We start from the raw sequence: 14,184 nt of genomic DNA, 5'->3' as shown, positions 1-14,184 counted from the left end.
TTTGGTGAAAACTATCATACATTGGTAAATCAGCAATCGGATGGTGTATAAGGTCATCTGGCGAACGATTATTTCTCTAAGCCGGACAAAAAGAAGTTCAGGAATAGCTGTTTTATGGAGGGAAGATAATGGCCAAAAAAAAGAATGAATGGCTGGATTGGGTGAAGGCGCTTTTGATTGCCGGGTTGCTGGCTGTCATCGTCAGGATGTTTTTGTTCGCTCCAATTGTAGTAGATGGACCGTCCATGCTGCCTACGTTGCATAATGGAGACCATATGATTGTGAACAAGTTCAATTATCTAGTTGGTGAGCCGGATAGATTCGATATCGTCGTGTTTCATGCCACGGCTCAAAAAGACTATATAAAGCGGGTCATAGGAGTACCGGGCGACCATGTAGAGGTGAAAGATGACACCCTTTATATAAATGGAGAAGCAGTGGAAGAGCCCTTTTTAGAGTCAGCGAAGCAAATGATGGAGGGCAACCAGCACTATACCGTCGACTTCAGCCTGGAAGAATTGCCGGGCGGATATGAGGAGGTGCCGGAAAATCATTTATTGGTGCTTGGTGACAACCGGGGCAACTCAACGGACAGTCGTTTGCTGGGAATGATTTCTTATGATCAACTGGTAGGTGAAGTCCAGTTATTATATTGGCCGTTCGACCGATTCCGTTTATTTACGTAACAGCGTAAAGGTAATAATGAACGCAACCGTCTTCGCTTTTTCTTGATAGAGATGGAAAGGAATAGGTGGGATACTATGACAATTCAATGGTTTCCAGGACATATGGCAAAAGCCAAACGAGAAGTTCAGGAAAAACTTAAATTAGTGGATTTTGTTATCGAATTGGTTGATGCCCGGGTGCCGGATTCCTCACAAAATCCCATGCTGCAAGAGGTATTGCAAAACAAGCCTCGCATGCGTGTATTGATGAAAAAGGATTTAGCTGATCCCGCAATCACTCGTCTGTGGATGGATCGCTTCGAGACAGAAGGAATCAAATCAGTTGCAGTGGATGTGCAGAACAAGCAAGATGTACAGCTGGTAATCGCTGCAGCCAAAGAGATGGGCAAAGAAAAACAGGAAAAGCTAATAAAAAAGGGAGTCAGGCCGAGGGCGTCCAGAGCAATGATCCTGGGAATTCCGAACGTGGGTAAATCAACACTGATTAACCGGCTGGTGAACAGGAAAATAGCTAAAACCGGAGACAGGCCTGGAGTGACCACCAGCCAGCAGTGGATAAAGGTGAAGAAGGACTTTGAACTACTGGATACACCGGGTATTTTATGGCCGAAATTCGAAGATGAACTGGTCGGCTATCGTCTGGCTGCTATCGGAACGATTAAAGATCAATTGCTGCCGAAAGAAGATATTGCAGCTTTTATTGTCAACTATCTAAAAGAAGCTTACCCTTCTCTGCTTCATGAGCGATATGGATTAGAAGAGGAAAATGACATGGGAGTCATCTTTGAAAAAATAGGCGGCTCCAGAGGTTGTCTGGAAAGTGGAGGAAGGGTCAATTTCGAGAAAACGGCAGAAGTGATCATACGGGATCTGCGGTCTGGCCGGCTGGGCAGATTGACTTTAGAGGGTCCTGAATAAGAGAATTGGACCAAAAAGCGTTCGCCAGATCAAATGTTTTGTAAAAGGCATCCGTAATGTGGATGTCTTTTGTGCTTCACTACCAGAAAATATAGTCGATATAAAGGATATGGGGGAATTGAATTTGGTATCCGATATGAAAATATCTGAAATCAGGGAGCTCTTGGAAGCGGATCAAGTTTCTGACTCGTTTCTTGACGAGTTGAAGCAAGATGACCGTAAGGGAGTACATAAATTAATAGCAGGCTATCAAAAACGAAAACAAAAACAATTCATGCTGCAGGAGCTCTTTGTGAAAATGAGTGTGTTTGAAAAAAAACATCATCAGCTCGGTAATATGGTAGCAGGTATCGATGAAGCAGGTAGGGGCCCATTGGCAGGTCCTGTTGTCGCTGCAGCGGTCATTCTGGGGGAATCTTTCTACCTGCCTGGTTTGAATGACTCCAAACAATTGAATGAACAGACCCGGGAGGACTATTACCATTATATCATTCAACATGCAGAGGCTTACGGAATAGGAGTCGTTGAAAGCGGGGAAATCGACAAGCTCAATATTTATCAGGCTTCCAAGCACGCTATGCGGAAGGCAGTGGAGGGACTCGCTTTTCAACCAGATCATATTCTCGTAGATGCTGTTCCACTCGATGGAGTACCATGTACAGTCGAAGCAATCATAAAAGGGGACCAAAAAAGTATTTCGATTGCTGCAGCAAGTATCCTTGCCAAGGTGACCAGAGATCGGATGATGGACTCGTTGGACGATCGTTATCCGATGTACCAATTCAAATCAAACAAAGGTTATGGCACGAAAGCGCACTTGGAAGCATTGAAAACATACGGTGCAGCGCCTTGCCATAGGAAGAGTTTCTCGCCGGTCCGTGAGCAAATCGTAGAGTGAGAGGGGGAAGAAGATGCCTTCGATGAATCAAGTCGCTGCTAAACTATTCAACAACTTACATAGCCAGAATAATTTTCAGGCAGCTTCCAAGGTTAAACCAGGCCAAATATTGGCAGGGAAAGTAGTGAAACTTTATCCGGATCAAAAGGCATCTATTCAATTTGGCGGAAAGCAAATGATAGCACAGCTTGAAGCCCCGTTGACCGCTAATGGGAAGTACTGGTTCCAGGTTGCCACTGTCGGAGAGGTGATCCGCCTGAAAGTCATTTCCAATAGAACAGCCGCCGATCAATCGAGTCAGGGTATTGCTGCTTTATTGGAAGAATTGGGGATAAAAAACACAAAAGAAAGGACAGCGCTGTTAAGTCAACTCTTAAGTAAGAAGTTGCCTTTTCAAAAAGAGACCATTCTTCAGGCATTTCAACTAATGGAAGGTCAGGGGAACAAATCTGCAGCCCGTTCTCTCATTGTCGAAATGATTTCCCGTAAACTCCCCCTTACTGAATCTGTTCTCCAAGCAGTACAGGCGAAAAAGCAGCAGCAGTTTGGCGTTTTGCTGGCCGACAACCAATTTCTGCTGAGTGGGGATAAGGTCTCCCAGACATTACGAGAAGCGCTGACAAATCGGTTGAATGGTTTCACCTACCAAAAAAGCGATCCACTGATGGAACTATTGCAAACGGAAATACAGGAAGAAAGAAAAAGAGGGGAAACAACTTTGCTGCAGGTTTTGAGGAAGTCTGGTGTTGTAAATGAATCCACCACCAATTCAGAAGTGCTGAACTCCTGGAAAACGTCACAGTCGTCAACTGGTCAGATGAATGCTACGCCTGCCTTATACATGGAACCTCGTGAAGTGGCCAAGGGGCTTCATCAATTGCAACAAATGCAATTATCCCATTCCAAAAGTTTTCAAGAGCTATTGGTATCACTGACAGACCTGGCAGAAAGTCAAGTCAAGGCAGAGCTCACATCAGTTGAAAAGCAAAAAATGGCATCCTTGCAGAATCAGCTTTCTAAAAGTGACTTTTTGTCTAGCATTTCGACACATTTGCCGCAAAAGTTTACGGAAGCTATCCGTCAACTCATCGTCAATGACTTGCCCGCCCGTGAAAATATAGAGCTTGTCAGACAGGTGATCGATCGGCAGCTTCCCAAGACTTCAGCGAACTTGCTGCTACAACTACTGTCCGATTCTACAGAGGGACAGACTCTGCTGCTTTCAGATCCAAAGCAATACTTTCTGAGAAAGCTGGAACAGGTCTTTCTTTTTTCAGGGGTGAACCATGAGAATAATCTATTGAACAATCAGCTTGCTGAAATGCCGATGAAAGAGCAAACGTTGAAATCGATTCTCCTTCAAGCAATCTACGATGGGGGAAATAAGACCCCCGAGAAGTTTGAAGGATTGCTTCATTACTTGAATGGTCTGCAGTTGACCCATCACCAGGAGACGGTTAATACAGTCCAAGTCCATTTAATGCTTCCCGGGGACCATATCGGGGTGCAAAATGACATCCAAATCGACTTTGAAGGGAACAAAGATGAAACAGGAAAAATAAACCCTGATTTTTGTCACATTGTTTTTTATCTGGACCTGGAGAAAATGAAGGAAACGGTTATCGATATGCAAATTCAAAAACGAATGGTCCGCATCACTGTGTTTAACGAGAATCAGCAGTTGGAAAAGCTTTTTCCTCTACTGAAAAATAAACTGCATGAAGGATTGGAGAAACTGGATTACCACTTAACCTCTGTCCAGTGGAAGCCTTTTGAGGAATCAGATACCGGCAGCCTGGTTCAAGCTGCACAAACTGAATGGAATCGAAAACAAGGAGTGGATTTCCGCATATGAAGTCTCAGTCACCAAAAAGAAAAGCAGCAGCATTAAGGTATGAGGGCGACAAAGCTGCTGCACCCAAAGTGACAGCTGCGGGAAAAGGGTATGTTGCCGACAATATCATCGCAAAAGCTGAAGCGGCCGATGTTCCTATTCAGGAGGATTCGACTTTGGTAGAGTTGCTGGCAGAGCTGAATATCAATGAAACGATACCAGAAGAACTGTACCAGGCGGTAGCGGAAGTGTTCGCTTTTGTATACCGGGCGGACCGGAAACTATGAAACTGGTATCAAAGCAATCTATCGATAAGTGATGGTAATGTGTAGACAATTTATGACGTTTTTTTATACAATGGATTTGCAGTGAAATTTTGATGGGAGGATGGAAGATGAACATTCACGAGTATCAAGGCAAAGAACTATTGCGAAAATACGGCGTGGCAGTGCCCAATGGCCGTGTTGCTTATACGGTAGATGAAGCAGTTGAAGCCGCAAAGGCACTTGGCAGCAACGTATCCGTTGTAAAAGCTCAGATCCATGCAGGCGGCCGAGGGAAAGCTGGCGGGGTCAAGGTTGCAAAGAACCTGGACGAAGTCCGTACATATGCCGAGGAGATTCTCGGTAAGACTTTGGTTACACACCAGACAGGCCCTGAAGGCAAAGAAGTTAAGCGTTTACTAATCGAAGAAGGCTGCGATATTAAGAAAGAATATTATGTCGGGTTGGTTCTGGATCGTGCAACTTCGCGCGTAACCATGATGGCTTCTGAAGAAGGCGGTACCGAAATCGAGGAAGTGGCAGCTGAGACACCAGAAAAAATCTTTAAAGAAGTCATCGATCCCGTTGTCGGTTTGACTCCTTTCCAGGCAAGACGACTGGCGTTCAACATCAACATTCCAAAAGAATATTTATCAAAAGCGGTTAAATTTATGCTTGGACTTTATACCGTTTTTGAAGAAAAAGATTGTTCGATTGCAGAAATCAATCCACTTGTAACAACGGGCGATGGAGATGTTCTCGCTTTGGATGCTAAACTGAACTTTGATGATAACGCTGTATTTCGCCAGAAAGACGTTGCTGAATACCGCGATTTGGATGAAGAAGATGAAAAAGAGATCGAAGCTTCCAAACACGACCTTAGCTATATTGCACTTGATGGAAACATAGGATGTATGGTCAATGGAGCTGGCTTGGCCATGGCTACGATGGATATTATCAAGCATTATGGCGGCGATCCGGCGAACTTCCTTGATGTAGGGGGCGGCGCAACTGCTGAAAAAGTCACAGAAGCTTTTAAAATCATTCTGTCTGATTCGAATGTCAAAGGTATTCTGGTCAACATCTTCGGTGGAATTATGAAATGTGATGTCATCGCAGAAGGTGTTGTCGAAGCAACCAAACAAGTAGGACTGGAGATTCCGCTTGTTGTCCGCTTGGAAGGAACCAACGTGGATCTGGGCAAGAAAATTCTCGCTGATTCCGGACTGAACATCACTGCAGCAGAATCGATGGCTGACGGCGCAGAAAAAATCGTATCGTCAGTTAAGTAATGTGCAAGAAGACAATTCCGGAACCATCAACTATTTATTGTCCTAGTTAAGGCTTGGAACCGGCTAGTAAATATCAGAAAGGACGGACGAAGATGAGCGTATTTGTTAACAAAGATACCAAAGTAATCGTGCAAGGTATTACAGGCTCTACAGCACTTTTCCATACAAAGCAAATGCTGGATTACGGAACTAAAATCGTCGGCGGGGTGACTCCTAAAAAAGGCGGCACGGAAGTCGAGGGAGTACCGGTGTTCGACACGGTACAGGAAGCCGTTGAACAAACAGGTGCCAATGCTTCTGTCATTTATGTACCTGCGCCGTTTGCTGCTGACGCTATTATGGAAGCGGTTGACGCCGAGTTGGATCTTGCTATTTGCATTACTGAACACATTCCTGTAATGGATATGGTAAAGGTAAAACGTTATATGGAAGGAAAGAAAACGAGACTGGTAGGGCCGAACTGTCCGGGAGTCATCACACCGGAGGAATGCAAAATCGGTATCATGCCTGGTTATATCCATAAGAAAGGGCATATCGGAGTTGTCTCTCGTTCCGGCACGTTGACCTATGAAGCAGTTCATCAGTTGTCGGAGCAAGGATTCGGACAATCCACTGCTGTCGGAATAGGCGGGGATCCTGTAAACGGAACCGATTTTATCGATGTACTCAAAGCTTTCAATGAAGACCCGGATACGGAAGCAGTCATGATGATCGGGGAAATCGGAGGGACTGCGGAAGAAGAAGCAGCCGAGTGGGTAAAGGCTAACATGTCGAAACCTGTAGTAGGCTTTATCGGTGGCGCTACAGCACCTCCGGGAAAAAGAATGGGTCATGCCGGAGCAATCATTTCCGGTGGTAAAGGAACGGCTGATGAAAAAATCAAAGTAATGAACGATTGTGGAATCCAGGTTGCCGAAACGCCTGCAGTCATGGGAGAAACCCTGATTGGCGTTCTTAAGGATAAAGGATTGCATGATAAATGTAAAACCCATTAAGAAAATTGCTGGCTCGAGCTTTGCGCTTGGGCCGGCTTTTTAAAAAGAGGTGGTTCTTTGTGAAAGAAACCCGTCTGAAGTTACTCCATTTGCATCGGTGTAGTGGAGTCACCAGATCGTTGATCAAAAAGATGCTTGAACATGATCCTGCACTGGAAGGATTGTATAAATATTCAATGGATGATTTCCGCAAGCTGTTTTTCCTTCCTTACCATCGTTCATCCACTATTTATCAAGATCTCCATTCTTCCCGGGTATACTTGCAACTACGAAAAGACTTGGAAACATATCAAACTGTCACTATCCTCGACAACGCTTTTCCCGCCATGTTACGAAACATTCCTGATCGTCCCCTAGTATTGTATTTATGCGGTGATATCGATTTACTTTCCCATACTCCCTCCTTAAGTGTGGTCGGCACACGTAAGCCTACAAATGAAGCCTACTCTAAAATGAATAGTATCCTCACCCCTTTGATCAAAGACAATTGGCTGATTGTCAGTGGAATGGCAATCGGAATAGATGCAATGGCCCATCGCCTGGCACTAAGCTCCAAAGGGAAGACGATAGCCGTCCTCGGTGGAGGGTTTCAGCATGTTTATCCAAAATCAAATACAAGCTTGTTCCGCACATTATCTAAAACACAGCTTGTCATTTCCGAGTATCCACCGGGCAGCCCGCCCCGCCGTCACCATTTTCCGGAAAGAAACCGGATCATAAGTGGTTTGACATTTGGCACATTGGTGGTAGAAGCTAAGGAAAGAAGCGGAAGTTTGATAACAGTGGATCAGGCACTGGACCAGGGAAGGGAAGTCTTTGCCATTCCCGGTTCACCGACACAATCTGAAACAGATGGTTGCAATAAAATGATTCAAGACGGCGCCAAATTAGTACGAAAGACCTATGATATACTAGAAGAATGGCAGTGAAAAAGTAGCAAAACAAGTCGAATTGTGTCAAAATTAAAAGAAATCGCTTTCGATTTTTCTAAACAAAACTACTTGTATGTTTGACAAATCATAAAAAAGTATTTAATAATAGGGAAGATTTATCAAAGAAAACATTTGCAGTTTTTGACAATGCAGCAAAATAACACATGAAACATGAAAATCATTACTGAACATAGAGACAGAATACCTCTTGGGAGGAACAAACATGGCAGATTATCTTGTAATTGTAGAATCTCCTGCAAAAGCCAAAACAATTGAACGTTACTTGGGGAAGAAGTATCAAGTGAAAGCGTCAATGGGGCATGTGCGGGATTTACCAAAAAGTCAAACGGGAATCAATGTAGAAAATTCATTTGAACCAAAATATATAACCATACGCGGCAAAGGACCGGTTTTGAAAGAACTGAAGAGTGCTGCAAAAAAAGCAAAAAAAGTATACCTTGCTGCCGACCCGGACAGGGAAGGGGAAGCCATCGCCTGGCATCTTGCCCATAGTTTGGATATTGATGAAAATTCGGACTGCCGTGTCGTTTTCAATGAGATTACCAAGGATGCAATCAAGGAATCTTTCAAACATCCGCGCTCGATCGATATGGACTTGGTAGACGCACAGCAGGCCCGAAGAATTCTGGATAGATTGGTCGGTTACAACATTAGTCCACTTTTATGGAAGAAAGTAAAAAAAGGACTGAGTGCCGGACGGGTTCAATCGGTGGCCGTCAAAATGATCATCGAGCGTGAAAGAGAGATCAACAACTTTCAACCTGAAGAATACTGGTCGATAGAGGCCGATTTCTTGAAGGACAAAGATACCTTTGAAGGTGCCTTTTATGGAATCGATGGAAAAAAACAGGAACTGGGCACCAAAGAGGAAGTGGATCGAGTTCTTGCAACCTTAAAAGGAAAAGAGTTCAACGTCGACAAAGTAAATAAGCGGGAACGTAAACGGAATCCGGCACAGCCGTTCACGACATCTTCGCTTCAACAGGAAGCAGCAAGAAAATTGAATTTCCGTGCCCGAAAAACGATGATGGTCGCTCAACAGTTGTATGAAGGGATAGACCTCGGTAAGAAACAAGGCATCACAGGTTTGATCACTTACATGAGAACCGATTCCACACGGATATCGGAAACCGCGAAGAAAGAGGCAGCTTCCTACATCGAAGAGAACTTTGGAAAAGAGTATCTGGGTTCCAATAAAAAGAACAAGAATGCGGAAGGAGCTCAAGACGCACACGAGGCAATCCGCCCAACTTCGATTAACCGGGATCCTAAGTCGCTGAAAAGCATATTATCCAGGGATCAGTATCGTCTTTACAAGTTGATATGGGATCGTTTCGCTGCCAGTCAAATGGCTCCGGCGGTGATGGATACCATGACCGTTCACCTTGTCAATCAAGGGGTCGAATTTCGAGCCACAGGCTCTAAAGTGAAATTCAAAGGGTTCATGAAAGTTTATATCGAGGGCCGGGATGATAATAAAAAAGAAGAAGATAAGCTACTCCCGGATTTGGAGGAAGGGATGGCAATAAAAGCCGAAGAAATCCGTCCCAATCAACACTTTACTCAGCCGCCGCCCAGGTATACAGAAGCACGATTAGTCAAAACAATGGAAGAACAAGGGCTGGGGAGGCCATCGACATATGCGCCTACGTTGGATACGATTCAGCGAAGAGGCTATGTCACCCTCGATAATAAGCGATTTGTACCTACCGAACTCGGTGAAATTGTCACCGATTTGTTGAGTGAATTTTTTCCGGAAATAATCGACGTGGATTTCACTGTTAAAATGGAAAGTGACCTGGATTCCATTGAAGATGGGAAAACGGAGTGGATCAAGATTCTTGATGCATTTTATGAAGGGTTTGATAAACGGCTGAAAAAAGCGGAAGAGGAAATGGAAAAGGTAGAGATCAAAGATGAACCGGCTGGTATCGATTGTGAAAACTGTGGTCATGAAATGGTCTACAAAATGGGGAGATACGGCAAGTTCTTAGCTTGTTCGAATTTTCCAGAGTGCCGGAATACAAAGCCTATCCTCAAGGAAATCGGGGTAAAGTGCCCAAAATGTAAAGAAGGAAATGTTGTCGAAAGAAAATCGAAAAAACGCCGTACCTTCTACGGATGCGATCGTTATCCAGAGTGTGATTTTATTTCTTGGGATAAGCCGATTGCTCGTCCATGTCCAAAATGCGATTCCTTGCTGGTAGAGAAAAAATCGAAAAAAGGTACACAGATACAATGCACGAATTGTGACTATAAGGAAGAGACACAAAATTGATGAAAGAAAAAGCTTGAGACAAAAGCATAGCGACCAACATAGAAACCGAACGATTAATTCGTTCGGTTTTTGTTAAAAAAAGCAAACCATTCTTATCTTTCTCTGATGAATCGTGTTCCACTCCGATACGAAGCGCGCATCAAGTAACAGGAAAAAAAGAAGTTTAATTGAATTCTTAAGAAAAAAACGAACGAATAGGATTGACATTTCCAATTCTATGTTTAATTAACTATCGGCAGGAACTGCCCCGTTTAATTGCACCGCCTATCCCCGGGCAAAGAATGTCACTCCCGCGTATTGATGGTATGGCAGGGGTTGTCACAGGAGGTGCGCATTCTGCCTGTAGATTATGTTAAACAGATGCCTGCGCCATTTGTTGCATCAAATATATCTTCTTGGTGGCGGGTACACTTTCTGTTTTCACCACTTTTCCTCCCGGCGTCTAACGGATAGTCTGCAAAAAAGCACACTGTTATATGGACCTCCTAAAAAACTTCTTAGTTACATTTCTCTGCGAACAGGGTATGAAAATAATGAATAGGAGGGATAATATGTCTGAAAACAAAAAATATTATGTGAAGGTGGATACCGGAGAAGTTCTACCGACCCCTGCTTATGATAACAGTGTCGAATACGAAATCGAAGCTGATTATGAAGACAAGCTCACCCTGGAGAATTTGTTCCATGAACAACATTTAGCAGGAAGCCGTTCAGCGGAATTACATTATGAGGCTCCATTCCAGGAAGTGAAGGCAGACCAGGAAAGAAAAAAATATGATGACGAGATGTTAAATATTTATCAGCGTATTTATGACTTGGGGACTCCCGAAACAAAACAAAAGATTGAAGAAATCGGTATTTTGGAAGAAAAAAGACAATCAATGCCTTCTCTCGAAAACAGACCAGAGGATTTGAGTTGACACGTGTAAATTTACCAGCTATAATTACCGTTCTGTAAGAAGCTTTACTTGACAGGGAAAGTTTCAGGCTGTTGTTGCGAAGGTTGTCGAAAATTCCTTTCAACCACAGCCGCCCTACTGTTATGATAAAGACAATGGGATAACAGAAGGCACAATTCAGAATTTTGTTACAATTTAGTAAAATTTATTGCATGGACTGGGATACTTGTGTTACTATTTATACGCCTTGAGCGAGGTGGGGGAAATGCTGAACTGGTTTGAAGCAAAGAAAGCCTTTACAGAATATTTACAAATTGAAAAGAACGCTTCCCAATACACAATTGATTATTATCAAAGTGATATAGATAATTTTTATGAATTTCTGAAACAGGAATCCATCGGTCAATTGGAACAAATTGATTATCATGTAGTTAGGACCTATTTGACTACTTTATATGAAAAGAAGTTATCCAGGAGAAGCGTCTCCAGAAAAATTTCGAGTCTGCGCAGTTTTTACAAGTTCCTGGACCGGGGAAATCATGTCACAGCTAATCCTTTCTCACAGGTGGTACTCCCGAGGACTGACCAGCCCGTACCAGGTTTTTTATATGCAGAAGAGTTGGAACGGTTATTTGATGTCAGTGACTTGACCAGCCCGCTTGGCCAAAGAAACCAGGCAATTCTGGAATTGATTTATGCTACTGGAATACGCGTAAGTGAATGTACAGGGTTGAGTCTCGAGGACATTGATTTCGACATTGGTACTATGCTGGTAACGGGAAAAGGCAAGAAAGAAAGGTACCTGCCATTTGGTCGTTTTGCAGAAACCGCCATGCAAAACTATATAAACGATGGTAGGAATCAACTGTTACAGAAAACGGCGAAGCCATCTTCTGCCGTTTTTTTAAACGCCAGGGGAAATCCGTTGACGCCGCGGGGGGTAAGACTGGTACTGGAAAAGATGGTGAAAGAAGCTGCTTTGACCATCCATCTTCATCCTCACAAATTGAGACATACGTTTGCTACACATATGTTGAATGAAGGAGCGGATTTAAGAGTGGTTCAGGAACTTCTGGGCCATGAACATTTATCTTCGACCCAGATTTATACTCATGTCACTAAAGACAGGCTTCGCAATATCTATATGAATACTCATCCAAGGGCGAAGCAGAAGAATGATTCGTAGAGGAGGTAAGGCTGGATGGAGTCACAACAATTCCACGCCACGACTATATTCGCTGTCCGTCACAATGGACAATGTGCAATGAGCGGAGATGGTCAGGTTACTTTAGGGAATGCGGTCGTCATGAAGCATAAAGCCAAAAAAGTCCGCAGGTTGTACAGAGGGAAAGTATTGGCGGGTTTTGCCGGATCGGTAGCGGATGCTTTCACTTTGTTTGAAAAGTTTGAAGGGAAGTTGGAAGCGTATAATGGAAATCTGTCCAGAGCAGCGGTAGAGTTAGCCAAAGAGTGGCGAAGCGACAAGGTACTGCGTAAACTCGAGGCTATGTTGATTGTCATGGATAAAGAAGAAATGCTTCTGGTATCCGGAACGGGGGAAGTGATTGAACCGGACGATGGATTGCTGGCAATCGGCTCAGGTGGAAACTATGCTTTAAGTGCAGGCCGTGCATTGACTCGTCATGCCAAAGACCTGTCTGCCAAAGCTATTGCCCATGCTGCCATGGAAGTGGCCGGAGAAATATGTGTGTATACGAATGATCAAATAACCCTAGAAGTACTGGATTAAAGGAGGGCTTACTTTAATGGCGCTGAATAAGACTCCAAAGCAAATTGTCGAACAACTCGATCAGTACATAATTGGTCAAACCAACGCAAAAAAATCTGTAGCAATAGCACTGCGTAATCGCTATAGAAGGATGCAGCTTGATGACAAATTGCGTGATGAAATCGTACCGAAAAACATTTTGATGATTGGACCGACCGGTGTAGGGAAAACAGAAGTTGCCAGAAGGCTGGCAAAGCTTGTCGGAGCACCATTTGTAAAAGTGGAGGCCACGAAATTCACCGAGGTCGGATATGTAGGTCGCGATGTTGAATCGATGGTACGTGACTTGGTTGAAATGGCAGTTCGCATGGTGAAGCAAGAAAAAATGGAAACGGTGATGGATAAAGCAGAGAAACAGGCGAATAAACGACTTGTCAAAATACTGGTTCCAGAAGAGAAAAAGCAGAACAATTTTAAAAACCCGCTAGAAATGTTTTTCCCACAGCAAGGCACAGAAAATCAAGAGGCAGACCAGGAGAGCGACCATCAGGAAATCGAAAGCAGACGAAAACGCATCCGGCACCAGCTCGATCTCGGTGAATTGGAAGACAGGATGGTCACAATCGAAGTGGATGAACAGACGCCATCCATGTTCGATATGTTACAAGGATCGGGCATGGAACAAATGGGGATGAATATGCAGGATGCACTTGGACAGTTCATGCCGAAAAAGAAAAAGAAACGGCGACTGTCCGTTTCGGAAGCAAGAAAGGTATTGACCCAGCAGGAGGCCCAAAAACTAATCGATATGGACGAAGTAGCGCAAGATGCAGTCGGAAAAGTGGAGCAGTCAGGTATGATTTTCATCGATGAAATCGATAAAGTAGCTGGCAAGAGTGACCAGTCGGCAAATGTGTCCCGTGAAGGAGTACAGCGTGATATCCTGCCGATTGTGGAAGGCTCGACGGTGGTCACAAAGCATGGACCTGTCCAGACTGATCATATTTTGTTCATCGCTGCCGGGGCTTTTCATATGGCAAAGCCGTCAGACTTGATACCAGAATTGCAGGGACGATTCCCGATAAGGGTAGAGTTTGATAAATTGTCGATTGAGGATTTCCGCAACATTTTGACGGAACCATCCAACGCATTACTGAAACAGTATCAAGCCCTACTGGCAACCGAAGGTATAAAAGTCGAATTTACGGACGATGCTGTGACTAGAATCGCCGAAGTAGCATTCAATGTTAACCAGGAAACAGACAACATTGGTGCACGAAGGCTTCACACTATTTTGGAGAAATTGCTGGAAGACTTGTCTTTCGAAGCTCCGGATATCAATATGGAGAAGATTGAAATAACTCCGCAATATGTTGATGAAAAACTGAGCACTATCGCCAAAAATAAGGATTTAAGCCAGTATATATTGTAAATACTAG

The 14,184-nt window shown here is 43.9% G+C and carries 13 protein-coding genes; all 13 read left to right on the top strand.

The features are described 5' to 3' along the window. Positions 1-128: 128 nt before the first annotated feature. The 13 genes from lepB to hslU all read left to right on the top strand — a co-directional run bounded on the left by lepB (position 129) and on the right by hslU (position 14,177). Positions 129-686, top strand: a complete 558-nt coding sequence (gene lepB, locus ABVF09_RS00405; protein WP_026570382.1) for a signal peptidase I — start codon at positions 129-131, stop codon at positions 684-686. 75 nt (positions 687-761) lie between these two features. Next, entirely contained in the window at positions 762-1,604 is an 843-nt protein-coding gene (ylqF, locus tag ABVF09_RS00400; protein ID WP_153462544.1) for a ribosome biogenesis GTPase YlqF, read from the top strand. A 118-nt stretch (positions 1,605-1,722) separates the two neighbouring features. Then, complete coding sequence (locus tag ABVF09_RS00395; RefSeq protein ID WP_272914936.1) at positions 1,723-2,502, top strand: ribonuclease HII; 780 nt, start codon at positions 1,723-1,725, stop codon at positions 2,500-2,502. 13 nt (positions 2,503-2,515) lie between these two features. Further along, positions 2,516-4,357, top strand: a complete 1,842-nt coding sequence (locus ABVF09_RS00390; protein ID WP_371068405.1) for a hypothetical protein — start codon at positions 2,516-2,518, stop codon at positions 4,355-4,357. Continuing rightward, positions 4,354-4,623 (top strand): EscU/YscU/HrcU family type III secretion system export apparatus switch protein, encoded by a 270-nt coding sequence (locus ABVF09_RS00385; protein ID WP_371068404.1) that lies wholly within the window; start codon positions 4,354-4,356, stop codon positions 4,621-4,623. The genes ABVF09_RS00390 and ABVF09_RS00385 overlap by 4 nt, the downstream gene beginning before the upstream one ends. A 107-nt stretch (positions 4,624-4,730) precedes the next feature. After that, entirely contained in the window at positions 4,731-5,891 is a 1,161-nt protein-coding gene (sucC, locus tag ABVF09_RS00380) for an ADP-forming succinate--CoA ligase subunit beta (RefSeq protein WP_026570377.1), read from the top strand. A gap of 92 nt (positions 5,892-5,983) precedes the next feature. Continuing rightward, positions 5,984-6,886: a succinate--CoA ligase subunit alpha gene (gene sucD, locus ABVF09_RS00375; protein ID WP_026570376.1), complete on the top strand. Its 903-nt coding sequence runs from the start codon at positions 5,984-5,986 to the stop codon at positions 6,884-6,886. Between the two features lie 59 nt (positions 6,887-6,945). After that, the gene (gene dprA / locus ABVF09_RS00370) at positions 6,946-7,815 is read left to right on the top strand and encodes a DNA-processing protein DprA (protein WP_371068403.1); all 870 of its coding nucleotides are present in this window, start codon (positions 6,946-6,948) and stop codon (positions 7,813-7,815) included. Between the two features lie 226 nt (positions 7,816-8,041). After that, entirely contained in the window at positions 8,042-10,117 is a 2,076-nt protein-coding gene (gene topA / locus ABVF09_RS00365) for a type I DNA topoisomerase (protein ID WP_026570374.1), read from the top strand. A gap of 551 nt (positions 10,118-10,668) precedes the next feature. Continuing rightward, positions 10,669-11,037, top strand: coding sequence for a hypothetical protein (locus ABVF09_RS00360; RefSeq protein ID WP_051382034.1), 369 nt, complete (start codon positions 10,669-10,671; stop codon positions 11,035-11,037). Positions 11,038-11,281: 244 nt separating this feature from the next. After that, the gene (xerC, locus tag ABVF09_RS00355) at positions 11,282-12,202 is read left to right on the top strand and encodes a tyrosine recombinase XerC (RefSeq protein WP_371068402.1); all 921 of its coding nucleotides are present in this window, start codon (positions 11,282-11,284) and stop codon (positions 12,200-12,202) included. Between the two features lie 15 nt (positions 12,203-12,217). After that, positions 12,218-12,766, top strand: a complete 549-nt coding sequence (gene hslV / locus ABVF09_RS00350) for an ATP-dependent protease subunit HslV (RefSeq protein WP_026570372.1) — start codon at positions 12,218-12,220, stop codon at positions 12,764-12,766. A gap of 16 nt (positions 12,767-12,782) precedes the next feature. Next, complete coding sequence (hslU, locus tag ABVF09_RS00345) at positions 12,783-14,177, top strand: ATP-dependent protease ATPase subunit HslU (RefSeq protein ID WP_026570371.1); 1,395 nt, start codon at positions 12,783-12,785, stop codon at positions 14,175-14,177. Positions 14,178-14,184: the final 7 nt, after the last annotated feature.

This window comes from Sediminibacillus sp. JSM 1682029 (genome assembly GCF_041366435.1).
Classification (GTDB): domain Bacteria; phylum Bacillota; class Bacilli; order Bacillales; family Amphibacillaceae; genus Sediminibacillus; species Sediminibacillus terrae.
This window is presented reverse-complemented; position numbering and strand designations above follow the sequence as displayed.

Coding starts and splice junctions, on each gene's coding strand:
- lepB (WP_026570382.1), top strand. CDS start 129: ATGGCCAAAAAAAAGAATGAATGGCTGGATTGGGTGAAGGCGCTTTTG.
- ylqF (WP_153462544.1), top strand. CDS start 762: ATGACAATTCAATGGTTTCCAGGACATATGGCAAAAGCCAAACGAGAA.
- ABVF09_RS00390 (WP_371068405.1), top strand. CDS start 2,516: ATGCCTTCGATGAATCAAGTCGCTGCTAAACTATTCAACAACTTACAT.
- ABVF09_RS00385 (WP_371068404.1), top strand. CDS start 4,354: ATGAAGTCTCAGTCACCAAAAAGAAAAGCAGCAGCATTAAGGTATGAG.
- sucC (WP_026570377.1), top strand. CDS start 4,731: ATGAACATTCACGAGTATCAAGGCAAAGAACTATTGCGAAAATACGGC.
- sucD (WP_026570376.1), top strand. CDS start 5,984: ATGAGCGTATTTGTTAACAAAGATACCAAAGTAATCGTGCAAGGTATT.
- topA (WP_026570374.1), top strand. CDS start 8,042: ATGGCAGATTATCTTGTAATTGTAGAATCTCCTGCAAAAGCCAAAACA.
- ABVF09_RS00360 (WP_051382034.1), top strand. CDS start 10,669: ATGTCTGAAAACAAAAAATATTATGTGAAGGTGGATACCGGAGAAGTT.
- xerC (WP_371068402.1), top strand. CDS start 11,282: ATGCTGAACTGGTTTGAAGCAAAGAAAGCCTTTACAGAATATTTACAA.
- hslV (WP_026570372.1), top strand. CDS start 12,218: ATGGAGTCACAACAATTCCACGCCACGACTATATTCGCTGTCCGTCAC.
- hslU (WP_026570371.1), top strand. CDS start 12,783: ATGGCGCTGAATAAGACTCCAAAGCAAATTGTCGAACAACTCGATCAG.